Annotated in this window: 24 protein-coding genes and 1 pseudogene; 8 read left to right on the forward strand and 17 right to left on the reverse strand. The window is 39.4% G+C overall.

Annotated elements, in window-relative coordinates; translation table 11 throughout:
* The first annotated feature begins 248 nt into the window (after window positions 1–248).
* Window positions 249–440 (forward strand): cold shock domain-containing protein, encoded by a 192-nt coding sequence (locus IPM71_00315; protein ID QQS51203.1) that lies wholly within the window; start codon window positions 249–251, stop codon window positions 438–440.
* A gap of 355 nt (window positions 441–795) precedes the next feature.
* Here the strand turns inward: IPM71_00315 and IPM71_00320 are convergent.
* The 4 genes and pseudogenes from IPM71_00320 to mnmE all read right to left on the reverse strand — a co-directional run bounded on the left by IPM71_00320 (window position 796) and on the right by mnmE (window position 5,603).
* Window positions 796–1,288, reverse strand: a pseudogene (locus tag IPM71_00320) (bacterioferritin).
* Between the two features lie 31 nt (window positions 1,289–1,319).
* The gene (gene katG, locus IPM71_00325; GenBank protein QQS51204.1) at window positions 1,320–3,518 is read right to left on the reverse strand and encodes a catalase/peroxidase HPI; all 2,199 of its coding nucleotides are present in this window, start codon (window positions 3,516–3,518) and stop codon (window positions 1,320–1,322) included.
* Window positions 3,519–3,547: 29 nt separating this feature from the next.
* Window positions 3,548–3,964 carry a transcriptional repressor gene (locus IPM71_00330; GenBank protein ID QQS51205.1) on the reverse strand — a complete coding sequence of 139 codons (417 nt, stop codon included), beginning with the start codon at window positions 3,962–3,964 and terminating at the stop codon, window positions 3,548–3,550.
* A 232-nt stretch (window positions 3,965–4,196) separates the two neighbouring features.
* The gene (gene mnmE / locus IPM71_00335) at window positions 4,197–5,603 is read right to left on the reverse strand and encodes a tRNA uridine-5-carboxymethylaminomethyl(34) synthesis GTPase MnmE (GenBank protein ID QQS51206.1); all 1,407 of its coding nucleotides are present in this window, start codon (window positions 5,601–5,603) and stop codon (window positions 4,197–4,199) included.
* A gap of 132 nt (window positions 5,604–5,735) precedes the next feature.
* Between mnmE and IPM71_00340 the strand changes: the two genes are divergently transcribed.
* From IPM71_00340 to IPM71_00365, 6 genes are read left to right on the forward strand one after another with little or no spacing between them, the layout of a single operon-like run.
* Entirely contained in the window at window positions 5,736–6,101 is a 366-nt protein-coding gene (locus IPM71_00340; protein QQS51207.1) for a hypothetical protein, read from the forward strand.
* On the forward strand, window positions 6,052–6,741 hold the full coding sequence (locus tag IPM71_00345) for a hypothetical protein (GenBank protein QQS51208.1): 690 nt from the start codon (window positions 6,052–6,054) through the stop codon (window positions 6,739–6,741). Before IPM71_00340 ends, IPM71_00345 begins: the two co-directional genes overlap by 50 nt.
* A 14-nt stretch (window positions 6,742–6,755) precedes the next feature.
* Complete coding sequence (locus IPM71_00350) at window positions 6,756–7,136, forward strand: hypothetical protein (GenBank protein ID QQS51209.1); 381 nt, start codon at window positions 6,756–6,758, stop codon at window positions 7,134–7,136.
* An 11-nt stretch (window positions 7,137–7,147) separates the two neighbouring features.
* Complete coding sequence (locus IPM71_00355) at window positions 7,148–8,029, forward strand: hypothetical protein (protein QQS51210.1); 882 nt, start codon at window positions 7,148–7,150, stop codon at window positions 8,027–8,029.
* A 54-nt stretch (window positions 8,030–8,083) separates the two neighbouring features.
* On the forward strand, window positions 8,084–8,629 hold the full coding sequence (locus IPM71_00360) for a YceI family protein (protein ID QQS51211.1): 546 nt from the start codon (window positions 8,084–8,086) through the stop codon (window positions 8,627–8,629).
* A gap of 16 nt (window positions 8,630–8,645) precedes the next feature.
* A complete protein-coding gene (locus IPM71_00365) occupies window positions 8,646–9,056 on the forward strand; it encodes a hypothetical protein (protein QQS51212.1) in 411 nt (136 codons plus the stop codon).
* Between the two features lie 2 nt (window positions 9,057–9,058).
* On the opposite strand, the gene IPM71_00370 is transcribed toward IPM71_00365, so the two are convergent.
* From IPM71_00370 to IPM71_00430, 13 genes are all read right to left on the reverse strand, one after another.
* Complete coding sequence (locus tag IPM71_00370; GenBank protein QQS51213.1) at window positions 9,059–10,597, reverse strand: FAD-dependent oxidoreductase; 1,539 nt, start codon at window positions 10,595–10,597, stop codon at window positions 9,059–9,061.
* An 11-nt stretch (window positions 10,598–10,608) separates the two neighbouring features.
* On the reverse strand, window positions 10,609–11,055 hold the full coding sequence (locus IPM71_00375) for a hypothetical protein (GenBank protein QQS51214.1): 447 nt from the start codon (window positions 11,053–11,055) through the stop codon (window positions 10,609–10,611).
* 199 nt (window positions 11,056–11,254) lie between these two features.
* Entirely contained in the window at window positions 11,255–12,895 is a 1,641-nt protein-coding gene (locus IPM71_00380; protein ID QQS51215.1) for a hypothetical protein, read from the reverse strand.
* Between the two features lie 410 nt (window positions 12,896–13,305).
* On the reverse strand, window positions 13,306–14,103 hold the full coding sequence (locus IPM71_00385; protein QQS51216.1) for a PhzF family phenazine biosynthesis protein: 798 nt from the start codon (window positions 14,101–14,103) through the stop codon (window positions 13,306–13,308).
* A gap of 131 nt (window positions 14,104–14,234) precedes the next feature.
* Window positions 14,235–15,380 carry an ATP-binding protein gene (locus IPM71_00390; protein ID QQS51217.1) on the reverse strand — a complete coding sequence of 382 codons (1,146 nt, stop codon included), beginning with the start codon at window positions 15,378–15,380 and terminating at the stop codon, window positions 14,235–14,237.
* A 208-nt stretch (window positions 15,381–15,588) separates the two neighbouring features.
* Window positions 15,589–16,215 (reverse strand): hypothetical protein, encoded by a 627-nt coding sequence (locus tag IPM71_00395; GenBank protein ID QQS51218.1) that lies wholly within the window; start codon window positions 16,213–16,215, stop codon window positions 15,589–15,591.
* 154 nt (window positions 16,216–16,369) lie between these two features.
* Window positions 16,370–16,825, reverse strand: a complete 456-nt coding sequence (locus IPM71_00400; protein ID QQS51219.1) for a DUF2007 domain-containing protein — start codon at window positions 16,823–16,825, stop codon at window positions 16,370–16,372.
* Between the two features lie 190 nt (window positions 16,826–17,015).
* Window positions 17,016–17,507 (reverse strand): hypothetical protein, encoded by a 492-nt coding sequence (locus IPM71_00405; protein QQS51220.1) that lies wholly within the window; start codon window positions 17,505–17,507, stop codon window positions 17,016–17,018.
* Between the two features lie 152 nt (window positions 17,508–17,659).
* Window positions 17,660–18,562 (reverse strand): DMT family transporter, encoded by a 903-nt coding sequence (locus tag IPM71_00410; protein ID QQS51221.1) that lies wholly within the window; start codon window positions 18,560–18,562, stop codon window positions 17,660–17,662.
* A gap of 105 nt (window positions 18,563–18,667) precedes the next feature.
* Window positions 18,668–19,369 carry an amino acid racemase gene (locus tag IPM71_00415; GenBank protein ID QQS51222.1) on the reverse strand — a complete coding sequence of 234 codons (702 nt, stop codon included), beginning with the start codon at window positions 19,367–19,369 and terminating at the stop codon, window positions 18,668–18,670.
* A gap of 23 nt (window positions 19,370–19,392) precedes the next feature.
* Window positions 19,393–20,286 (reverse strand): DMT family transporter, encoded by an 894-nt coding sequence (locus IPM71_00420; GenBank protein QQS51223.1) that lies wholly within the window; start codon window positions 20,284–20,286, stop codon window positions 19,393–19,395.
* 131 nt (window positions 20,287–20,417) lie between these two features.
* Entirely contained in the window at window positions 20,418–21,869 is a 1,452-nt protein-coding gene (locus tag IPM71_00425) for a T9SS type A sorting domain-containing protein (protein QQS51224.1), read from the reverse strand.
* Window positions 21,870–22,034: 165 nt separating this feature from the next.
* On the reverse strand, window positions 22,035–22,454 hold the full coding sequence (locus IPM71_00430) for a DUF3788 domain-containing protein (protein QQS51225.1): 420 nt from the start codon (window positions 22,452–22,454) through the stop codon (window positions 22,035–22,037).
* 280 nt (window positions 22,455–22,734) lie between these two features.
* Between IPM71_00430 and IPM71_00435 the strand changes: the two genes are divergently transcribed.
* Complete coding sequence (locus tag IPM71_00435) at window positions 22,735–23,904, forward strand: IS4 family transposase (GenBank protein ID QQS51226.1); 1,170 nt, start codon at window positions 22,735–22,737, stop codon at window positions 23,902–23,904.
* Window positions 23,905–23,915: the final 11 nt, after the last annotated feature.

Here is a 23,915-nt window from a genome sequence, read left to right on the forward strand (position 1 = left end):
TTCCCCTAAGGGGATGAGCCAAGCGCGAAGCATAATATGAGAGTTGGCAATCATAGAATAAACGTTATATTTTATGATTAATACAAACCAATATTTTATTTCCTGGCACGATAACGAATATTCATAAAAGTATAGATCGGAAGCACTAATAAATAATCTTTTAAAATGGAATTAGAATAAAATTCTGTAAATATGTGTTTAGTTCGAAAATAAAGCGTAACTTGCGCCCACAAATTTATTTTAACACAATGAACACAGGAACAGTAAAATTTTTCAATGAATCGAAAGGATTCGGATTCATTAAAGATGCAAATTCACCAAAAGAGTATTTTGTACATTCTTCAGGATTAATTGATCGTATCAATGAAAATGATGAAGTATCATTTGATTTGCAAGAAGGAAAAAAAGGATTAAATGCAGTAAATGTGAAACTCTTGTAGTTTACAACATCATAAACATTTAAAAACTTAATCCCGCCCTGGTGGCGGGATTTTTTTTTTGCCCTTCAGGTAAATTCATTTTCAAAGCTCAAAGGTTTTTCTGGAGAATAGGCTCCCTAAAGATCAATACCCCAAATAGGTGGAAAGTGGGATTTCTTAATGCCTTCTGTTTTAAAAATCTTGGTTATGGCAAACAGAATGGGAGAGAAGTCACGAACAAGCAAAAAGCAAGTTTTTTAGTCAAAGCTAAAAAAACCAAATAAAAGCATGCTCTTTTGCATATAGGATCACAGCAATTGCAGATAGCATTATTACGTGTGTGCAGCAATAAAGCCTGCTTGGTTCAATGTTAAAGTTAATCCATTGGTCGGCCCGAAGCTAAATTCTTGCTTCGTTCAATAGATTGAAGTGCCAGATAATTATCACCAAACTTATCGAGGTTTTCCATTTCCTTGTCATATTGATCATAGTGACGTTCTTCATCGTCCACAAGCAACTCGAAAATTTTCTTCGATGCGGAATCAGCATTTCTGGCACATTCATTCGCCCATTCGTTATAATCCTTCACGCTTCCTGTTTCCATTTTTACAGCCAATTCGAGCATTTTTTTTACATCGTGAATTTTTTGCACCTCGTCTGATGCTTTTATTTCCACTTCACCTTTGAGAAATAAGACTCTTTCTGCAAGTTTTTCAACATGCATCATTTCCTCAATGGCTGTGCGCTTAAAGAGGTTCGAGATAAGGTCGTAACCAAGATCGTCGCAGCGAAAATGGAAATACATGTACTGATGCACTGAGTTCATCGGCAATTGCCTTGTTTAAAAGTTCTATACTTCTTTCTTTCATACTAATTTTATTGAGATGATAAATTTGAATTTCAATTATTTAGATCAAAACGATCCAGGTTCATCACCTTATTCCAGGCTGTTATAAAGTCGTGCACAAATTTTTCCTGTGCATCGGCACTACCATATACTTCTGCAAGTGCCCTGAGTTCTGAGTTGGATCCAAATACCAGGTCGGCACGGCTTGCAGTCCATTTTATTTCGCCCGATTTCCGGTCGCGTCCGTGGAAGGTCTCTTTGTCTTCGGAGGCTGGCATCCAGGCTGTGCGCATGTCGAGCAGGTTTACAAAGAAATCGTTGGTTAATACCTCTGGGCGTTTGGTGAACACACCATGTTTCGACTGATCAAAGTTTGTGTTCAAAACACGCATGCCGCCAACAAGCACCGTCATTTCAGGAGCAGTTAAAGTGAGCAGCTGTGCTTTATCTATCAGCAACTCTTCGGTAGATACTTTGTATTTTGTTTTCAGGTAATTGCGGAAACCATCGGCCACAGGTTCCAATACTTTAAATGATTCCACATCTGTCTGCTCCGGCAAAGCATCCATGCGTCCGGGAGTAAATGGCACGCTTACCTGTATACCTGCATCTTTGGCTGCCTTCTCAACTCCGGCACAACCTGCTAAAACAATCAGGTCGGCAAGGGAAATCTTTTTGCCATGTGCAAGGGAACTATTCAACTCTTTTTGAATGCTTCCAAGTTTTTCTAAGACCTTTGCAAGCTGAGGTGGATTGTTAACAGACCAGTCTTTCTGCGGTGCCAGGCGAATGCGCGCACCATTGGCTCCTCCGCGTTTGTCCGATCCTCTAAAGGTAGATGCAGAAGCCCAGGCTGTAGATACCAATTGTGATACGGATAGACCTGATTTCAATATCCTGGATTTTATTTCGGCCATGTCATTTTCATCAATCAGCGGATGATTTATGGCTGGAATCGGATCTTGCCAGATCAGTACCTCTGATGGCACTTCCGGGCCCAGATAAAGGCTACGCGGACCCATATCGCGGTGCGTGAGTTTAAACCAGGCCCGGGCAAAGGCATCTGCAAATTCCAGCGGATGTTCGTAGAATCGCCGGGATATTTTTTCATATTCAGGATCGAAACGCAAAGATAGATCGGTAGTAAGCATGGCAGGGGCATGCTTTTTCGATGGGTCGTGGGCATCGGGAACAATGTTGCCGGCATTCTTGGCCAACCATTGCTTTGCCCCGGCAGGACTGGTAGTTAATTCCCAATCGTATTTAAAAAGGTTTTCGAAGAAGTAATAGCTCCATTTGGCCGGTGTTTGTGTCCAGGTTACTTCGAGGCCGCTGGTAATGGTATCGCCACCTTTTCCAGTGTCAAATTTGTTTTTCCATCCAAGGCCTTGCTCTTCCATGTCGGCTGCTTCGGGTTCTGGTCCCAAATGAGAAGCATCGGCTGCTCCGTGAGTCTTGCCAAAGGTATGCCCTCCCGCAATAAGCGCTACGGTTTCTTCGTCGTTCATGGCCATACGGGCAAAAGTATTGCGAATGTCTTTGGCAGCAGCAAGCGGGTCGGGGTTTCCGTCCGGTCCTTCAGGATTTACATAGATAAGACCCATTTGAATGGCCGCCAAAGGATTGTCCACTTCGCTCAGTTCCAATTTCCGTTCGTCGTTTTCCAACCACTTTGTTTCGTTGCCCCAGTATACATCTTCCTCAGGCTCCCATACATCTTCGCGTCCGCCGGCAAAGCCAAAGGTTCTAAAGCCCATAGACTCCAGGGCCACATTGCCAGCCAGAATCATCAGGTCGGCCCAGGATATCTTCCTGCCATATTTTTGCTTGATAGGCCATAGCAACCGGCGGGCTTTATCGAGGTTGACATTGTCGGGCCAGCTGTTCAGTGGGGCAAAACGTTGTTGGCCACCTCCGGCACCTCCACGACCATCGCCGGTACGGTAGGTGCCTGCGCTGTGCCAGGCCATTCGAATAAAAAATGGGCCGTAATGTCCAAAATCTGCCGGCCACCAGTCCTGTGAATCGGTCATTAAGTGATGTAAGTCTTTTTTTAGGGCTGCCAGATCGAGACTTTTAAATTCTTCGGCATAATTAAAACCTTCTCCCATAGGGTTCGACAAGGAAGAATGTTGACGAAGAATGTTCAATTTCAATTGATTAGGCCACCAATGGATGTTTTTTGTACCGCCTGTTCCGGCACTATGCTTGCTTACGGCACCTGTTACCGGGCATTTGCTCATGTTTTCCATATTTGATTGAATTTAGTTATAGTGTTGAATTACTTGTGGTACTTGCCAATAATCTGAAGTTTAATGTCTTCTATTTTAAAACCGGGTATTTTCTTTTTCTCAAAATAGCTTGAAAGCAGATTATTTAATTCTTCGTCAACATAGTCTTCAATACGGTCTGAATCGGAAAAATAAATATGATGGTGGCTCTCTAAAATGGCATCGTACCGCATTACATCTTTTTCGGTTTTTACTTTCTGAATTAGTTTATTTTCGACCAATGCATCCAGTACTTTATACACCGTGGCAATGGAAATATTGGGGTTATTCTTTCGGATGTATTCGATAATGTTATCCACCGTCGGATGGTTGTTCAGCTTTACGATGGCCGCAAAAACGGCAATGCGCTGGGGAGTAACTTTTAATCCCTTCCCGAAAAGCTTATTGCTGATTTCTTCGGCTTTCATTTATAAATAGTTTTAAACGAGAATTATTATTATTTGACAATAAGTAAAGTTAAACCATTTGCACTCAAAAGTCAAGTATGTGAAAAGAAAAATTTGCGGGTGAAGATTCAATGCTTACAGAGATTTTTATGTCTCTGGTTCATATACTTTTGCATGACAACCTACTACCTTTTTGTTCGGCTTGAGAATTACAAAAGTTGCCTAAGTGAATACTGATATACTTTTAAGTTGGTTACTTTCCGATACAAAAATTCTTAAAGATGTTGCCCAGTATTTCGTCGGTAGTGATTTCGCCGGTGATTTCGCCCAGGTAGTGCAGCACTTGCCTGATATCCATGGCCAGAAGGTCGGTGGGTATTATATTGTCGAGGCCTTCCAACACGCGTAGAATGGATTCGTGCGAACGCTGCAAGGCTTCGAAATGCCTGACATTGGTAATGATTACATCCGTTTCCGAAGGTTTGTTTTTCACAGCGGCTTCCACCAGTTTTTTTTCCAATAATCCGACCTGAAAACCTTCTTTAGCCGATAGGGTGAGATAATCTCCTTCTGCACCAATGCGTTGTCGTAAGTCTTTGAGTAAAGCCTCGGGGTTTAATACCTTATCAATTTTATTCAATGCAAAAATCAAATGCTTTTTCTCATAACCCTCGTGGCGCAACATGGCAAGTGAATGGGCTATCTCTTCGGGTTGATCGCCGGCATCGATAACCACAATTACTATTTCAGCCTCGCGGTATTTTTTCAAAGCCCGTTCAATGCCTATGATTTCTATTTCGTCGTGGGTTTTGCGCAGTCCGGCTGTATCGATAAACCTGAAGTTAATACCTTCCAGTACAATGGTGTCTTCGATGTAATCGCGGGTAGTACCGGCAATGGCGCTTACAATTGCTTTTTCTTCTTTGAGTAACCGATTGAGCAAGGTAGACTTTCCGGCATTGGTTCGACCCACTATGGCAACAGGAATACCATTTTTAATGGCATTGCCGTAGGAGAAAGATTTAACCAGCCTGCGCAGCAGCCTTTCGATGGCATCGGTAAGCTGGTAGAGTTTCTCGCGGTCGGCAAATTCAACATCTTCTTCGCTAAAATCGAGTTCAAGCTCCACCAACGAAATAAAGTGTAAAAGTTGGTTACGCAGTCCTTTTAATTCGTCCGATATACCTCCTCGCATCTGGTTTATGGCCAAACGGTGTGCAGCTTCGGAGTTGGAGGCAATCAGGTCGGCCACACCCTCGGCTTGCGACAAATCAAGTTTGCCATTCAAAAAAGCCCTAAGGGTAAACTCACCCGGGCGGGCCAGTCGTGCCCCTTGCCTGATAAGGATTTCGAGTATCTTTTGTTGAATAAATACCGAACCGTGGCAGGTAATTTCGAGGGTATCTTCGCCGGTGTAGGAGTGGGGGGCTATAAACTTGGCCACTATCACCTCATCAAGCAATTGGTTGTTCAGCATAAACCTTGCAAAATGAACACTGTTTACTGCTTGATTTTTGATTGTCTGATGCTGACCCGGAAATTGAATTAGCTTTTCGCCGATTTCAAATGCCTCGTCTCCGCTCAAGCGAATCATGGCAACAGCCCCCGCACCGGGAGCGGTAGAAATGGCGCATATGGTATCAGGTAGTATATTTTTCATTTTGCTCAATACAAAGGTAAAAAGACTTGGCATATAGCTCCAATTAATATTTGCAATCAAAAAATTAACTGAAATAAACAATTTGTTTGTGAAGCATTTTTTGTATTTTTTCATTCTATTATCTATACCGCTATGAACAGAAGGCATCTATTGTTTCTTACCATTTTTCCGGTTATGGTTATTATAAGTCAGATCCTGATGACTTCATGCTACCACGAACCCAATTTTATTTCCGAACTCGATACGGTATGCTACGACAGCACAATTGCTCCTATTCTTCAAGCATCTTGTGCCCTTTCGGGTTGCCATAATAGCACCACAAAAAGCGAAGGCTTAGATGCAACCAGTTACCAATCGGTCCGCTCATTTGTGAAGCCTGGCAATGCCAAAGAAAGCCTGCTTTACGAGTCAATCACCCGGGTATATCAAAAAGGTCTGATGCCACCTGATGTACCCCCTCACACAGGCCGAAAGGAATTTAATTTTAGTGTGGATTGAACAGGGCGCAAACAACACAAGTTGTACTAATACACCACCACAAACACCTGATAGCGTTTGTTTTGTTCAGGATGTTCAACCTTTAGTTCTATCTAGTTGCGGCATTACTGGCTGCCACGACGAAATCACTGCAACAGAAGGCTATATCTTTACCACCTATGCGCATATCATGGCAAGTGACGACGCTGTAGATCCGTTTGATCCATCTAATAGCGAAATGTACCAGGTATTAAACGAAACCGGCGACGACAGAATGCCCCCTTCACCTATGCCTGCATTTACCTTGGAAGAAAAAGAAATCATTCGAAAATGGATAGCCGAAGGTGCCTTAAATAGCAACTGTCCCACAACCACCTGCGATACAATAAATCCGATAAGCTATTCACAAACTGTGTGGCCTGCCATTGACCGCTCTTGTGTAGGATGCCACAACTCTATTTCTTCGAGTGGTGGAGTGGATCTGAGCAATTATGATCAGATTAACTATTATGCAAATACTTTGCGCAATGGTGTTCCAATTCTATTGGGAGTAATCCGCAAAGAAACTGGATTTGTTGGCATGCCACCATCCGGAGAATTGGACGATTGTACCATTCGACAAATTGAGCTTTGGATTGACCAGGGGTCTCTGAATAATTAATAAATACACAACATATGATAAAGTTTATCAAATGCTGGCCCTGTGCTTTGATTTTAGCAGCTTTCCTTATCACTGCATGCTATTACGATAGCAAAGAGTCTCTTTTCCCACAAACAGATAACGCCTGTGATTCAACCTCCATGACCTATTCTGGTTCGGTGGAGCCTGTTATCAGCCAATATTGTGTGAGCTGTCATGGTAGTGTACCGATTGGAAACTCTATAAAATTAGAAACCTATGCCGATGTAAAGATACAAGCTGACAACGGAAAACTTATTGGATCAATAACACACGCTTCTGGCTATTCTCCTATGCCCAAAGGATCTGCTAAGCTTAGCACCTGTAACATTAGCATTTTAGAAACATGGGTTAATGCAGGTGCTCCAAATAATTAAATTCTATTACGATGCCAAAATTGTATTCCATACTTTTACTGATACTTGGTCTGCTGACCACCAATACAGGCGCGCAGGATATTGACGATTTACTTGCGGAAGCTACTTCTGAGAATACAGAAGAAGTAATCGAAACTTTTAAATCTACCCGCATAGTTACAGGCCATTCGATAGAACGCATGTTAGCGGGCCAGCTCGATTTTCGAATTTCGCACCGCTTTGGCACACTAAATTCAGGCGCCTACGAGCTTTGGGGTCTTGACCAGGCGAATATTCATCTCGGCCTCGATTACGGTATTACAAACTGGTTAATGCTTGGAATAGGCCGTGGCACTTATGAAAAGACGTATGATGGATTATTGAAGTTTTCCATTCTAAGGCAATCGAAAGGCAAAAAAAATATTCCGGTTTCGTTTTCGCTGCTTACCACAGCAGCCTATAACAGCCTAAAATGGGAAGAAGCAGGCACCTTGCCTCAATGGGACCGGTTTAGCTATACTACACAGATTTTAGTGGCCAGGAAATTTAATGAACAAATATCAATAGAAATCAATCCAACCTATATTCACCGTAACCTGGTTGAAACGGAACTCGACCCGAACGATGTATTTTCCATTGGAGGTGGAGGCAGGTATAAATTAACCCGAAGACTATCGGTGAACGCAGAGTATTATTATGTTTTTCCGCCAAAAAATGATTTTCGAAGTCTGAAAACATACAATCCTTTGTCCATTGGACTTGACATCGAAACCGGAGGCCATGTATTTCAGTTGCATGTATCCAATTCGCTGGCTATGATCGAAAAAGGTTATATTGCTGAAACAACAGGTAATTGGCTTGATGGAGATATCCATTTTGGTTTCAACATTTCGAGGGTTTTTGCCTTAAAATGAGCAAAAAGCACGCTCGATTGTTTAATCTTAAACTTCACTTTAAAATTAATTAATATGAAAACAAGATTTTTGATTCTGGTTTTTCTTGCATCCACTTTAATTGTAAATGCCCAGAAATACATTTCAAAAACCGGACACATCTGGTTTTATTCCCATACTGCCATTGAAGATATCGAAGCGCATAACAATCAGGCTGCCAGTATTTTAGATGCTGCTACCGGAGATATTCAATTCAGTCTTTTAATTCGTTCCTTTGAGTTTAAAATTGCCCTTATGCAAGAGCACTTCAATGTAAATTACATGGAATCAGAAACCTACCCTAAGGCAAGTTTTAAAGGAAAAATTACGAATCTTGATAAGATTAACTTCAAAACCGATGGAAGTTATGATGCCCTTGTTGAGGGAGATTTAACCATACATGGTGTAACAAAACATGTTTCGATACCCGGAAAAATAATTATTAAAAATGGACTGCCCACTGTGCAATCGAAATTTATGGTGATTAGCGAAGACTATAAGATTGTAATACCAGACCTGGTAAAAGAAAAAATTGCCAAAGAGATTGAAGTTACTGTAGATATTTCTTATCAGGCCAACTAATTTAAAGCCTATCCATATGAAAAGGATTATTCTAATCGTGCTTGTCCTCGGAGTGCTAGGGGCACTCATCACTTATGCTTTTGTATTCCGCAAATCGGCCACCAACGTAAATTCAGCCAAAGCAGAACTTGAAATAAGCTCAGATAGTTTGTTGTTTTACTTTGAACAGGATGAGGTAAGGGCCAATACCTTATATCTCGATAAAGTAATTAAGGTAAGCGGCACCATTGCCGAAATTAGTTCCACAGAAACCGGAGTTTCAATTTACTTGAAAAATCCGGATACCATGTCAGGAGTTTTGTGCGGTTTTAGTGAAACTCCCCATGGCCTCGAAGCACTGAAAGTGGGGGATATGGTAAGCATTAAAGGTATTTGCCGTGGTTATCTGATGGATGTGAATTTAAACAAATGTTCCCTGGCTCGCTGATACTATCTGGCCACTTTTAACACAGCCATGGCCACTTTAATGCCATCGGCTGCTGAGCTGATAATTCCACCGGCCCAACCGCTGCCTTCGCCTGCAAGGTAAAGGTTGTCGTACCCGCAACTATAAGATTCCTTGTCTCTTATCACCTGCACGGGTGATGAGGTTTTGCTTTCGAGCCCTACTAGTAATCCTAGTTCATAGCCCTTTAATTTCTGGGCAAATTGTTTTAATCCTTGCTGCATGGCCATTGCTATGCTATTCGGCAGGAGGGCATCTACCTCAGCAGGCACAAGTCCCAATGGATAACTCGATTCAGGGAGCTTTTTTGTAATCCTGTTCTGAGTAAAATCGGCAATACTTACCGCAGGAGCTTTGTATCCCTGCGAATAAACATAAAATCTTTGCTCGAGCGCTTCCAACCAGTCGAGGGTCTCTTCGGGTGTGGCTGTTTTTTGCAGCAGCTCATCGGGATGCGCGGCAGCCACTACCGCGGCATTGGCAAATTTTCCGTTGCGCTTGTAATAACTCATGCCATTTACCAGGTTCGAACCCTCATAAGCGGTGGCCGGTACAATGATACCTCCGGGGCACATACAGAACGAATACACCGCTTTGCCACTTTCGCTCTGGGCTGTAAGCCTGTATTCGGCAGCCTTTACGCCTGGAAGCGAAGGCTTGCCCCATTGCGCCTTGTTAATGATTTCCTGCGGATGTTCTGCCCGCATTCCAAGGGCAAAATTCTTGGTCTGAAAGGGTACCCCACGTCTCATCAGCATGCGGTAGGTTTCGGTAGCTGAATGGCCGATGGCCAGCACAAGATAGTCGATCTCAAAATCGCCTTTCGAGGTGCGCACTTTCTCTATTTTCTTGTTTTTTAAAACAATATCTTCCAGCATGGTGTCGAAATGAACCTGCCCACCAAGGTCTATTAGCTTTTGGCGCAGGCGGGTAGTCACTTCGAGCAGGTTGTCGCTTCCTACATGGGGGTGGGTCATGTACATAATTTCGGCAGGTGCGCCCGCTTCGATAAAGCTCTTGTAGATGTAATTGCGTTCAAGTGAAATGCCCTTGGTGCGCGAAGTGAGCTTGCCATCGGAAAAGGTTCCGGCACCTCCTTCGCCAAAAGAATAATTGTTATACGAATCGAACTGACCAGTGCTTTCGAAATGGTCGATGCTATGTTTACGTTTCATTACCTTACTGCCCCGCTCAAGTAGAATAGGTTTCATTCCAGCCTCGGCCAATACCAGAGCCGCAAAAATCCCTGCAGGACCGCTACCTACCACCACCACCTTTTCTACATGCTTTTGGAGTGGAATTTCAATGAGCGGAACAGCTGGAGCCTCACCGGTGCGCAGCGCTTCGGACTTTACTCCCAAACGGTACTGCCAGCATATTTTTTGCTTGTTACGGGCATCGAGACTTTTAAGCAAAATCTCGAAAGTGAATTCCTTTAGCCCAGTGCTTTTACCTACCTGTTTTTCCAGCTCACTGTCGCTCATACCCACCGGCAGGCGCAATTCAATTTCTTTGTATCCCACTGTAAATCTAACTATTTAATGAAATCACCGTTTTCGTAAAGCCCTTCCTGGCTGCTGCCATCGGCCCAGGTATATTTCCCTTTTCCATGAAAACGGTTGGCTTTGAAGTAGCCAGTATATTTATCACCATTGGGATAGAAAAAGATTCCATAGCCTTCCTGCAGGCCATTTTTCCACTCGCCGGTATATTTTGAGCCATCGGGCCACACATAAGTTCCTTGCCCGTGAAAGGCATCGTTCAGCCACATGCCGTCATAGGTATCGCCGTTGCTGTTTTTAAGCTTTCCTGAGCCACTGCGCTGACTGGCGACCCAGTTTCCATCATAGCTATCGCCATTGGCATACACGAATTTTCCATAACCCTGCTTGCAATTTCCTTCGATACAGCCCGCAGTTGTTTGGGCACGAAGTGCTGAAAGGGAAATAATACCCATTAACAGAATAATAGCTCTTTTCATGACTTTAAAGTTTAGTGAAGTGCAGGTAACAGTTTACAAATGCATTAATCTTTAGAATTAGTTTAAAACTTAACATTATATTTTTCAAGCTGATATTTAATTTTCATTCGAAATTAAATCCTTAAATCTAGCCGCAATTATCTCTTAAAGGTGTTTTCGAAATTGGTTTACCTTCGAAAAATGCCAGCTAATTATTAATTTAATCTGGTAGATTTGATTTGTAGTAAATTTTAAAAGGTGAACTTTTTGACGCTGCAAAATACAACCATATTGTGCCATCGAGGCTCGACCAGTTAACTGCCCACACATCAACTTTACCTCCAATATTATCGTTGTATGCCGGTACAGTGCCATCCGGATTTCTGTATTGAACCAGGTTGTAAAAAAGCTCCTGGCTTCCGGGGCCACCTGCACAAATATAAGTCAGCGTACCTTCGAACCAGGTTGCTACCGGGCCTATTCCATCAAAGCCATCCGGCTCTCCGGATCCTTTTGTATAAAGTGCCTTTCCAACAAAAGATAGAGCATCATACGCTTTCTGATAATCATGGCTAATATAACTAAGTTGCGATAACCATGTATTTGCAAATAAAATTATCGCCGGATAATGAATTCCTTCTCTCCAGTATTTTAAGTTGCTGTCCCATGTTTTTGAAGAAATATAATTTAACAATTTAGCGGCTTTTGCAGTATCGCCCAGTTCATATAAACTTTGAATTGCAGATGAATAAAGTTCGGAGCTTGTAATTTCGACTTTGGTATTTTTAATTACATTTAACGTGTAAAAACTTCCATCTTCTTCAATAAGGTTGTAAAGAAATGCTTTTGCCCTTGAAATGGAATTCAAAACGCGTTTATCTCCGGATTTTGCATAATAATTGACCAGGCCTGTGATAACCCATGGAAAATCACCCATGAAAACCTCGCCATAAGATTCAATTCTCCATTTTATTTTACCTGACTCTGTATACCAGGCCCTGGGCCAAAAACCTATGCTATCCTGATTTTCAACAAAAAACAAGGCTAATTTTTCTGCAGCCTTAGCGCAATCATTAATTGGTAGAGAATTTTCCCATTCCCCCTCAATTGATAAAAGTTTTAAAAGCATACCGTGGCCATATAGCCAAGAGGTAGGGTCTTCTTTCCAGGTATAAAAAAGGCCGTTTGGAACCTGGCGGGCCAAGATACCCTTAATAGCCTGGTTTTTTATTGTGTCTAAAATAGAACTGTCAATTAATGTTTCAAAATAGTTTATCCTTTGCCATTCTGATGGATTGCCCAATTGAAGTTTTCGTATAACCAATACACCAGAATCTTCTAGTGTATCATTAGCAGAACTATCTGAAAATACCTCAAATTTAATTGCATTGATTTCATTCCAGTTGATATTTCCTTTGAACTGTTCCTTAAGTAATGATAGTCGTTCAAACCACCTGTTTAAGCTAGCTAACCCATGCCATGTATGATATGCTTCATTTTTTGTGTCTTCAAATCCTAATTTAACATGTCGATTATCATTGCAGATCGACCCTTTTATATCAACACCTATTAGTTTATCTGAAATTTGTATGGGATTATTTAGTATCTGTTTACAAATTATACTTTTTTTCCGGGCACCTGGCCCAAAACTCCAGTGAAGATAAATGTTAGCCGAGTCGGTTGTTAAATAGCAACTGTCCCCTTTAGTATATGCGAGGTCCCATTTGGAATTATCGGTAAATAAATCCTTCTGGAGAATATCAGTTCCTTTCCATCCTAGTTCGAATTGTTGAGCCATTATATTTGAAGAGAATATGGCTACGAAAGCATAAAAAACAATGATAAAGTGAATTTTTCTCATTTTTACAATAATATTAGTTTTGTTATTACTATTTACTTTAAATCTTTAGCAAAAATTTACTGTTTAATTTAGCCAGGTAAAACAAACATATACTTCAGAACTCAATAGATTTTGTATAATAAAATGTTGCTGCTAATTATACCCAATAATTAATTGAACTTATATTATTCTTTTCATAAATCTATACCTATCTAATTATTTGCTCGCAGCTAACAAATTTATTCCTAAAATTATATTTCAACAATTTTTTGGACAATTACTCAAAAAATGCTAGGCTTTGATAGGTTGGAACTTCGAAACGTAGCACAGTGTTCTCATTAGCGATAGCAAATAATCCAGGCCTCCTCAAATGGACCGTCATTATCCCTTCAGCTCATTTAATTTCCCCTTCTATTGCTATTCTTTTCATTTTAATCGAGGTATATTTCTCCTGTAAGAAACAATTTGACCTGACCCCCAATTAAACACCTTTCATTTTGATACTCACAAAAAAGTTGTCCGCCCCTTTTTGACAACTGTTTTGCTGTCAATTGCTTTCTTCCTAATTTTTCTGACCAAATGGGTATCAAAGAAGTATGCGCCGAACCTGTCACAGGGTCCTCGTTTATACCCGATTGTGGGGCAAAAAAACGAGAGACAAAATCAACTGTGTCACCTTTAGCCGTAACTATTAATCCTCGTGCATTTAGTTTTGAAATTTCGCTCAAATTAACCTGAAGATTTTTTAATAGCTTTTCACTTTCAATTATAGCTATATAGTCTGTTTTACCTTTGAAGAGTTCAATGGGCTTAATCCCTATACAATTTTCTATCGTAGTTTTAAAATCGTTGTTCACAATATCCAATTTGTCGGTTGGAAAATCCAGAAATAACATACCGTCCTTTTTCGATACTGTTAACAATCCGCTTTTCACTGAATGGAATCTGACCACCGATGGAGGGTAGTGAAGTATCTCAAATAACACAAAGGCCGCAGCAAGTGTGGCATGACCGCATAAATCAACTTCAGTGGTAGGTGTAAACCATCGTATCTCAAAATCCTTTTCCTTTGGAACAACAAAGGCTGTTTCAGCCAGATTGTTCTCATTTCCTATCGACTGCATCACATCATCCTCTAACCAATTATCTAAAATGCAAACGGCTGCAGGATTGCCAGAAAACAGTCTATCGGTAAAAGCATCGATTTGGTAAATTTTTATTTTTTTCATGATGCGGTATCTTCTGTATTAATTGTGGCTAACATTTAGTAAATACAAAGTAGGCGGTTGCGGGCTTCAAACTTATCAAACCATTACAAAGTTGAAGCGGGCTGCGAGCCTTGAATTTATTGATTTTGCGCCTATTTTGTATATACATTGTTGGGCGCTGGCAATATTACAAATTCTCTAAAATTATCTTTATCAATAACATTACTCTCTGCATTGTATGATTCTACAAAAGTCTTAGGTAATTTTGATGTCTTTTTTTTATTCCATTTAAATTCATAACCAATTATCTTTCCACTATTTTCTTCGACAAAATCAACTTCCTGCTGCTGTTTAGTTCTCCAAAAATATGTTCGAGCTAGACTTTGCTTATACTCGATTTGTTTCATTCTCTCAGAAATTAAAAAATTTTCCCATAATGCACCTTTGTCTGTTCTTAAATCCAGAGGATTAAAATTCCCTATAACCATGTTACGAACACCATTGTCGTAGAAATATATTTTCTTGTTCGTTTTTATTTCATTACGAACATTTCTGCTAAAACTACCCAATTTGAAAATAATATAAGCTTGTTGAAGTATGTCAATATACTTGCTAATAGTATTTTTATCAACATTAACAATCTGAGCTAATTCTGAATAATTCACTTCGCTACCTAATTGAAGGGCTAATGCCTGAACCAACTTTTCCAGCACCTCAGGCTTTCTAATGTCGGAATATGAAAAGATATCCTTGTATAAATAGCTATTTACCAAATTTCTTAGGATACTAATTTCATCTCCAACATTATTTAAGACATCAGGGTAAAATCCATACAGTAGTCTATTTTCTAATTGTTGCTCGGAACTCAAATACCCATGATGATTTTCGAATTCTTCCCATGAAATAGGAAACAGTTGATACTCCCATTTCCTGCCAGTCAATGGCTCATTAATCTTATTGGTTAAGGCAAAAGAAGAAGAACCACTTGTGAATAATTGAACATCTTTAAACCTATCCGTAATAATTTTCATGGTAAGCCCAATACCTTCTATTCTTTGAGCTTCATCTATAAATACAAATTTATATTTCCCTAAAATTGCCCTAATCTGTTCAGTATTAGGTTCTGTTAATAGTGTTCTTGTTTTGGGGTCATCCCCGTCAAGCAATAAATAATCTTTTGTTTCGAGTATCAATTCAATAAGAGTTGTTTTTCCAACTTGTCTTGGTCCAATAACAACTATAGCTTTACCCGAACCTAATCTACTTTCAATTATTTCTCTTAAATATCTTGAATACATCTTTTGTTTTTTATTCGAAGATAATACTTTTCGTGATATAATTCACCGTAAGTTATGATATTGTGTGATTACGGTAGAATTAATCGGCTTGCGCTTAACAGTTTTGGTATGGTGTCGTGCGGGAGTACGAAGCTATTTCCTATCAGTTTACAGCTACTTTTATTTACGAGCTACTAACTATCGAAAATCGCATGTACAATTTCATAAGCTAATGGCTGTAAATACTTTTAAAATCCTTTAATATTAGCTTGTTTATCTCGTTAATGCTTCTTTCAAATGTAATTACTAAATCATTTTCATCGTAGAATAAATCTCTAATCTTTGGCTTTAAGACATATTTCAGTTTATCAACTTCTGAATTGGCCATATTAATTTGTATTGGCCTCATATGTCTTCTAAATATCCCCAAATCATAAACTTTTCCAAGAATTACTAATGTATTATCAATCCTGCATACTTTGTAATTATCTAAACGCGGCTCGACATTTATCTTGGCCTCATAGTTCGTCTTATGTGGCTTAATAATTAACTTGTCTTGAAATATCAGTACTGGCAAGCTTGCAATGCTATCGAACATTGAATTGTAATATTTTTCAAATCTCTCTTGAAGTCTGTATTTTATGTACCCCGATGTGTAAAATCCCAGATAGATAAATATAAAAATAGATAAACTTCTGAGTAATCGTAAGGATTCCCAAATAGAAAGTTCTCTAAATCCAATTGTAAAAAAGAAAATAATAGGAAAAATCGAGATAATAGCAAGAATACTTATCCAATATTTCATTGCCTTTTTATCCGAAAAAATGTATTGTATATATGTCATTTTACTTTCCATCTTGAAGAGGTTTTGGTTGATAGTTATGAGTCATGTGCTGAGTGCAAAGTTTTCACCTATTATCGTACACCATCTTCCATGTTATAGCCACTTATTCTGCCCTCTCTTAGTAGCCTATTCGCAGACCATGCACTTTATAGCGTTTTATTAATAATTATTTCTTTTGATATTTCCACTCTTTTTCACATTCATAACATTTATATGACTTTTTAAATATTGGAAATACAGCATTGAAAAGGAAAATTACAATTACGGTCCAAATATTAGGAACCTTTTTAATACTAATATTTTCAGATTTACAATATGGGCAAATATTTATATTAAAGCCTTTTTCCACAAAAACTATTTCAATCTTATCAGCTTCATTAACAATAGTTTCATTTATATAGCCACCTTTTTTAAGTGCTTCAATTCCACTATTAAAATCAGCTTCACGCACCATTAATTTTACTCCACCAATTGCATTAGAGTAAAAATTATTCATTTGTGCTGTTAATTCATCTCGAATTTCCGATTCAATTCCTTCTGATTCAAGAAATGCTTTGGCAAAATGTGCTTCATGTGGATAAACAAAAGTGAGTATTAATAGCCAATTTTCATTTTTCAACATATTTATTTTATTTGAATTATTTCCGAGTAAATATTTTATCTGAAGTATACTACTTTGGGTAATTTTCAATGACGTAAAACGCATGTTGCTAGAAAACGTAGGGGAGTTCGAAGCAGCGTCTTATTCCCCCAAGAAAACAGAAACTTGAGTAATATATGCTTTCTTATCTGCGCTTCAACTCAAAGATTTCTTAGTAGCTGTTGGCAGCTGGTGTTTTCTGGATTTCAATTTTTAGTCTTTTTTCTCTAGTTATTGTTTTATGAATTGCAATTAAGTCAGTCTTCTCAGCTACTTCATATTGTTTTTCACTAATCTCATACTTTTCACCATCTGCAACCACAACATATTTTTTAACCTCTGGTGAAAGTCTATCTTGTCTGTCGAGATATTCAAATTTATTTTCAATTATTCTAAACTCAATTATTTTTTGACCTCGATGGATGTCGTCCCTTAATTGCTTAGTTAATATGTGCGTAATTACAAAAACAATTAATGAAAGTCCAAAAGTTATAAGAATCTCAAGTGCTGATATATTCCAAAGCCCTGAGTCAGCCAATTTAAAAATTTGAATTAATACGATTATCATCATGAAAAGAGTTGCAGATGTGATATAATTCAATCTTAATTCCTTTTCCAATTCAATTCGTTCTTCTGATGTCAGATTATCAATTCTGCTATCCATATAAATTGTCTATGTATTCAAAAGGTGCTTACTTCTAACTCCATTATATCCACAATTAAAAAACCATTTCTTTGTTTGCTCTTCTAATTAGTACAAATATTTAATGCCTTTCATCGATTTAATGGTTTCTCCAACAAAATTGAAGCGATAAGTTAAGGCTTTTTTTGCAAAACCTCAGCCTTCCTTCGCCGCGATTGATAAACCGGAAAAGCAAGCACTGCCACTAGAATTATAACTGTACCTATGTAAAAACCTGTCGACATCAATTCGGTATCGCGAAAAAACAGCCAGGCCAAAATAATACCATAAACAGGCTCCAGATTAATGGTAAGCGCCACCAGGTAGGCCGACAGCTTTTTCATTACATCGACTTGTATGGCAAAGGCAAAGGCTGTGCAAACCAAACCAAGTAGCAACAAATAAAACACATCGCTTACAGGCAGAAGAAAGAATTCTGTACTAAAGCCTTCTGTGAATAAGAAGAAAAGGCTTATTCCAATAAAGCCACCTACCATTTCGTAAAAAGTTATAAGGCGTGTGGAATGCTTTTGTACCAGTTTTTTGTTAAGCACAGTAAATAAACCTGCCAGAAAAGCCGAAGCCAGTGCCACAAGAATTCCATCGAGGTAATGAATTTCGAACTGAAAAATGAGGTAAAGTCCGGCAATGATAATCAGTCCGATGATTACTTCAACAGCATTCACTTTTCGCTTCAGAATAAGGGGCTCAAGTATGCTGGTGAAGAGGGTGGTGGAAGCCAGGCATCCGAGGGTGACGGATATATTCGACAATTTAATGGCACCAAAGAAACTAATCCAATGGGCAGCCACAATCAACCCTACCAGAAGAATTTGTATGCCCGCACGAAAGGATATTTTAAGATTAAAACCCTGCAGGAACAATAAGACGCTTAGACCCGCCACCGCTACCAGCATGCGGTACCAAACCAGGTCGATGGCAGAAATGCTGATCAGCTTGCCTAAAATGGCTGTAAAACCATAGATAAATACTACAAAATGAAGTTTTAGCAGGCTCGTGCGATGTTCTTTGTCCACAAATAATATATAATTTCAGTTAAAGATGGTGAATTTTGGACAAAGATGGAAACTTGGGTTTTGCTACCGCCACCAATATAACACAACATTAAGATGCATTTTATGTCATTTGCTTTCAGTCATCCGTTTCACCAAACTGGCTACATGTATTTGCGTGGTATCGAAAACCTGAAGGCCTGAAAAATCGGATTGATGGAGTATGAGGGGTAATTCTGTTCCACCTAAAATAAGTCCTTGTATGGCTTCTTTTTCCTTGATGTCTGAAACAATTCGAAGGAGTTGCTTTTTCGTTTCGGGCACAATACGATTAAAAAGCAATTCGCCCATGTAAATGCGATGAATAAACTCCTGCTGGTCGGGTACGGGGGAAACGACTTCAATACCATACTTTTCCGCTGCCTTTTGATAAAATCCCTGCGACATGGTAAAGCGGGTGCCTAAAAGTGCCACCTTAGTCAACCCGCTTTGGGCAATAGCCTGGCAGGTAACTTCTACAATACTCACCAGCGGAAGGTCAACTTTCTTTTGCAGGCTATCGAAAACCATATGAGGGGTATTGGAAGCCATGGCCCCAAAATCGCATCCGGCAGCATCGAGAACGTTGATACGTTCTGCCAGAAAACCGACCAATTCTTCTGGTTGGTTTGCATTTATATAAGCCAGCAATGCAGTAAGGTCGATGCTGTGCATGACCATTTCAGGGTAATCTGTGGTTCCGGCGGTTTCCTGGTAGGCTTTAATTAGCTGACGGTAATATTCTATACTCGATTCGGGACCAATACCGCCTATGAGGCCAAGTTTTTTCATGTGAATACTATTTTCTTTAACCACTAACGAATGAACAAAAGCGTGACACCACACAGGCTTATGACTACTCCAGCTATTTCGGCCCAGGTAATTTTTTGTTTATAGAAAATCACAACAGGTGGAATAATAAGTATTGGAACAAGTGCCATTAAAGTGGATGCGATTCCGGTTTGGGTATATTGTATGGCCAACAGCGAAAACGAAACTCCCAAAAAGGGACCAAAAAAGGAACCAATGCCTATTCCTACCATTCCCTTTGTATGCTGCAGGGCACTTACAATACGAGGCCAACGCCTTAGAATGGTAACCAAAGCAACAAAACCCACAAAACCTGCCAAAATGCGTATTTGTGTGGCGGCAAAGGGGTCGTAATCGCCCATGCCCAGCTTACTTATTACCAAGCCAACTGCTTGTCCGATAGCCCCAAAAAAGGCAAATAGCAAGCCTTTTAGCGAAAGTTTCAGGCTAATCTTCCCATCGGCTCGGTTGCGGTTAAAAATGGCAAGTGAAATGCCAGCGATAGTTAGAAACATGCCCGCATAACTTAGCAAACTAAGTTTCTCGCCCAATACCAACCAGCCTGTAAGTGCTGTGATGGGTGGCACAAGGGTCATTACCAGCATGGCAAAACGCGAACCGATTAGGGTGTATGATTTAAACAGGAATAAATCGCCAAACAAAAAGCCAATAAAACCCGATAAAACCAGCCATCCCCATGCCTCAGCCGAAGCATCGAGTGGGAGCAAAGCACCACGGTATACCAGTGTGAAAAGGCTTAAAAAGATAAAACCCAACAGCAACCTGATGACATTTACCGCCAGGGAGCCTACCCTCAGGCTGGCTTGCTCAAAGGCCAGCGCTGTGATGGTCCAGAAAACTGCGGTGAGCAATGCCGCCAATTCGCCTGTGTAATTCATATCGCAAATTTAATTTTTTTTGGATTGCTTGTGCCTATGACATTTGGTTCAGGATGAAAGACAGCTGCTTTGGGTTGGTACCAATTTTTCAAGCCTGCATCAATTTTGCCGTCACTTTCGAAAAATTATTCTTAATGCTTTAGCATCTTACCCGAATAGTATTTATTCATGCCTGAAATGGTAAAATAATAAGCACCAGATTCAAGTTCGCTTCCATCGAATTTCATGGTAGCAGACCCTGGACCAGTAAGGAAGTAACTTTCAGTTTTTATTGTCTGACCAAGTTGGTTGTATACATGCAGCGTATATTTACCTGACTGACTAATATCAATTGAAATAGCAGCAATATCGAATAAAGGATTTGGAAATAGCCGGACAGTTCCTGATTCCTGATAACTTAAGTCAGACAGAGCAAGCGGAGCATTTCCTAATGGATAAAAATACTTCAGAATATCATCAATGGTGGCTCGCCAGTGGCCCCAGCTATGACCTTCGTGGTATTCAGCCCAATCGTACTGGTAACCTGTTTGTGTTAAATCATCGGTAAAACCTGCCCAATCCACGCCCAAATCTTCATAAGTTCCTTCGGTAAGATAGATTTTTATGTCTTTATACTCACTTGTATAGAGATTAGCCACTTCCAAATTGTTAACCCAAAAGGCAGGAGAATGCCATCCACTGTTTGCAAAAAGCCCGGGATAGGTATAGGAAATCAATCCACTGATATTTCCACCCAGTGAGGTACCCATGGTTAACCTGAAATCCTTCGAAGCAATTGTCCGGAATGCACTATCGACATAAGGAACCATTGTTTCGGCAATAAATTGGGCATACTGATAACGTTGGCTAAATCCGTACTCTTCGTTGCGGTTATTTGGCCTGATAAAAACTCCAATGAGCGGATCAATTTTATTGCTATCCAGCAAATTATCCATTACATGATCCATACCTCCCAAACTCAGGTATTCCTGACCATCGTGCACATAGACTACCGGATAAGAATAAGCCGACGCATCGTAACCAGGAGGAAGGTATACCTGAACACTGAAATTTTTATTCAACTCCGGACTTTTAATACTGAAACTTTCAATGGTTCCTTTCTCAACTCCCGGATACTCATGAATTTCCCAAGGTTGCACATAAGCAGGCATTGCCAGTTCGGAATTAGGACCATAGCCTCCCGAAACGCTAAGTGGATTCAGGGGGTCAAGTATCCAGTTTGATCCATTTATGATAAATTTATAATCGAGTCGTGCTGTTGATTCGAATGTATGTGAATACCAGAAAAAATCTGTTCCATCTATTTTATTGCAAGTCCAGGTACCATCGCCGCCCCATCCATTAAAGTCGCCTGCAATTTCGACGCTGGTAGCAGATCCATAATAAACAAAATTAGCCGTATCCGTTTCTATTACCGGCGATCCGGCTGTATCTAAATGGGCTACATACGATTCGATATACGTTATCCTATCCTCAAAATTGCTGATATGATTTGCCGAATCGATAATTTCCAAAAAGTTTGGTTGTCCACTTATGGTCATAACCATGGCAAGGAAAACGACGGTAGTAAAAATTGTTTTCATATTGAATTCTGTTTATTACTTAAAGTTACTGCTTTCAAAATGTGATTGACAATCAATTTATAGAAAAAGGCACTTCGATAAAGAAATAATATTAGCCTCCAAAGCTCGGTGACTGATTATTTCATATGGTATTCTCTATTCTATTATATATGCCAAAAAGAATCATCAGTTTAAAAGTTTTATTCGTATCACTTTCAAAATGTTATCTAAATCTATTGCTGATTTCACTTCAATTTTTATGGACCTACCTTCGGCATATTTTTTTGCTTTTTGCAATTCGTTCTTAATTGAAATTGGCAGATCGCTACTATGAATCAATTCAGATGCTTTTCCGCCGAATGTAAACGTTACTTGAAAATAGTTGTCGCACGGTATTACAAACATTACATTTCTATTCCCTGTAAGCATTTTGAGTATCCAACCCGATTTTTGGCCATAAAAATTCCACTCCGATTTAAAATTGCCATATTCCGTTTCAATGAATTCTGCAATTTTATCCAAATAGTCTTTCGTCTCGGCCAAATCAGCGAATAAACTCTTATCGTCAGGCTTAAGGTTTTTATCAGAATAGATGCTTGCTGACACAGTTCTTTCAGGTTTAAGAATGATTTCGTGATAGTCAATAAAATGTTTAACTTCTTAAAATTCAATTTAATTGATTTACCTAAATCGAATTCGAGATTAGCGCATGCTATTACTGGGTGCCACATTTCAATGGCCAATTTTATTTATTCTTTCACTAGTGGGCATTATAAATTAAGTTACGTTCTTTGAAATTCTTTGTACATCGCAGTTGTAGCGTTTTTTGATAGCGTGACGATTTGAATTGAATAGTTAGATATTTGCTTCAAAACAAGCAAATTCTATGAATCAAGGTAAATTTATCTTCGCACAACTTACAGATTTTTTACCCCGCAGGGTTTTTGATCGGATTGTTCAAAATCATGAAGGGAATAAGTATGTTAGAACATTCACTTGTTGGAATCAGATGCTTTGCATGGTCTTTGGACAGCTAACTTCAAGAGACAGTATGCGTGATCTAATGCTTAGTTTGGAAGCACATCAACCCAAATATTATCACCTTGGATTTGGGCCTTCAGTATCCCGACGAAATCTAGGCACTTCAAATGCAAAACGCAGTTATAGAATATTTGAAGAGTTTGCTTACGTTTTAATTGAGCAGGCCAGAAGGAGTTGCTACAAAACCGATTTCGAAGTCAAGGTAGACGGTAACGTTTATGCATTAGATTCCACAACTATTGATCTATGTTTGAGTGTTTTTTGGTGGGCTGAGTTCCGAAAGGCAAAGGGAGGCATAAAACTTCACACCTTATATGATGTGAAGACATCCATCCCAAGCTTTTTACATATCACCAAAGCAAGTGTCCATGATGTCAATATACTTGATCTCATCCAATTTGAAGCTGGAAGTTTTTATGTGGTTGATAAAGCATATATTGACTTCCGTCGTTTGCATAGATTGCATTCTCAAGGCGCATATTTTGTAACAAGAGCCAAAGAAAATATGCGTTTTAGGCGACTATATTCCAGAGTTGTTGACAAAACAAAAGGAGTACAATATGATCAGGTTGGAAAGCTAGAAACACACTATTCGAAAAAGGAATATCCCGATAAACTTCGCAGAATAAAGTATTATGATCAGGAAAGTAAAAATGAACTTGTTTTCTTAACCAATAATACCGAGTTAGAAGCCAAAGAGATCGCCATGTTGTATAAGAAACGCTGGGAAGTTGAACTATTTTTCAAATGGATGAAACAACACTTAAAGATTAAATCCTTTTGGGGAAATTCAATGAATGCTGTTAAGATCCAAATATATTGTGGGATCATTGCTTACTGTTTAGTCGCCATAATTGGAAACAAACTGAAAGTTGACCGTCCAATCTACGAAATATTACAAATATTCAGCATTTCTCTACTCGATAAAACGCCTGTAAGAGAGATACTTACAAAATGCGATTACAAATATGTCAAAGAACTTCAAGTTAAACAATTAAAAATCAGTGGGTTTTAAGTGCCCACTAA

The sequence above is a fragment of the Bacteroidota bacterium genome, assembly GCA_016699695.1.
Classification (GTDB): Bacteria; Bacteroidota; Bacteroidia; order Bacteroidales; family UBA10428; genus UBA10428.

Excerpts from the sequence above, each read along its gene's own strand:
- IPM71_00315 (QQS51203.1), top strand. The coding sequence starts at position 249 with ATGAACACAGGAACAGTAAAATTTTTCAATGAATCGAAAGGATTCGGA.
- katG (QQS51204.1), bottom strand. The coding sequence starts at position 3,518 with ATGGAAAACATGAGCAAATGCCCGGTAACAGGTGCCGTAAGCAAGCAT.
- IPM71_00330 (QQS51205.1), bottom strand. The coding sequence starts at position 3,964 with ATGAAAGCCGAAGAAATCAGCAATAAGCTTTTCGGGAAGGGATTAAAA.
- mnmE (QQS51206.1), bottom strand. The coding sequence starts at position 5,603 with ATGAAAAATATACTACCTGATACCATATGCGCCATTTCTACCGCTCCC.
- IPM71_00340 (QQS51207.1), top strand. The coding sequence starts at position 5,736 with ATGAACAGAAGGCATCTATTGTTTCTTACCATTTTTCCGGTTATGGTT.
- IPM71_00345 (QQS51208.1), top strand. The coding sequence starts at position 6,052 with ATGTACCCCCTCACACAGGCCGAAAGGAATTTAATTTTAGTGTGGATT.
- IPM71_00350 (QQS51209.1), top strand. The coding sequence starts at position 6,756 with ATGATAAAGTTTATCAAATGCTGGCCCTGTGCTTTGATTTTAGCAGCT.
- IPM71_00355 (QQS51210.1), top strand. The coding sequence starts at position 7,148 with ATGCCAAAATTGTATTCCATACTTTTACTGATACTTGGTCTGCTGACC.
- IPM71_00360 (QQS51211.1), top strand. The coding sequence starts at position 8,084 with ATGAAAACAAGATTTTTGATTCTGGTTTTTCTTGCATCCACTTTAATT.
- IPM71_00365 (QQS51212.1), top strand. The coding sequence starts at position 8,646 with ATGAAAAGGATTATTCTAATCGTGCTTGTCCTCGGAGTGCTAGGGGCA.
- IPM71_00375 (QQS51214.1), bottom strand. The coding sequence starts at position 11,055 with ATGAAAAGAGCTATTATTCTGTTAATGGGTATTATTTCCCTTTCAGCA.
- IPM71_00380 (QQS51215.1), bottom strand. The coding sequence starts at position 12,895 with ATGAGAAAAATTCACTTTATCATTGTTTTTTATGCTTTCGTAGCCATA.
- IPM71_00385 (QQS51216.1), bottom strand. The coding sequence starts at position 14,103 with ATGAAAAAAATAAAAATTTACCAAATCGATGCTTTTACCGATAGACTG.
- IPM71_00390 (QQS51217.1), bottom strand. The coding sequence starts at position 15,380 with ATGTATTCAAGATATTTAAGAGAAATAATTGAAAGTAGATTAGGTTCG.
- IPM71_00395 (QQS51218.1), bottom strand. The coding sequence starts at position 16,215 with ATGGAAAGTAAAATGACATATATACAATACATTTTTTCGGATAAAAAG.
- IPM71_00400 (QQS51219.1), bottom strand. The coding sequence starts at position 16,825 with ATGTTGAAAAATGAAAATTGGCTATTAATACTCACTTTTGTTTATCCA.
- IPM71_00405 (QQS51220.1), bottom strand. The coding sequence starts at position 17,507 with ATGGATAGCAGAATTGATAATCTGACATCAGAAGAACGAATTGAATTG.
- IPM71_00415 (QQS51222.1), bottom strand. The coding sequence starts at position 19,369 with ATGAAAAAACTTGGCCTCATAGGCGGTATTGGTCCCGAATCGAGTATA.
- IPM71_00420 (QQS51223.1), bottom strand. The coding sequence starts at position 20,286 with ATGAATTACACAGGCGAATTGGCGGCATTGCTCACCGCAGTTTTCTGG.
- IPM71_00425 (QQS51224.1), bottom strand. The coding sequence starts at position 21,869 with ATGAAAACAATTTTTACTACCGTCGTTTTCCTTGCCATGGTTATGACC.
- IPM71_00435 (QQS51226.1), top strand. The coding sequence starts at position 22,735 with ATGAATCAAGGTAAATTTATCTTCGCACAACTTACAGATTTTTTACCC.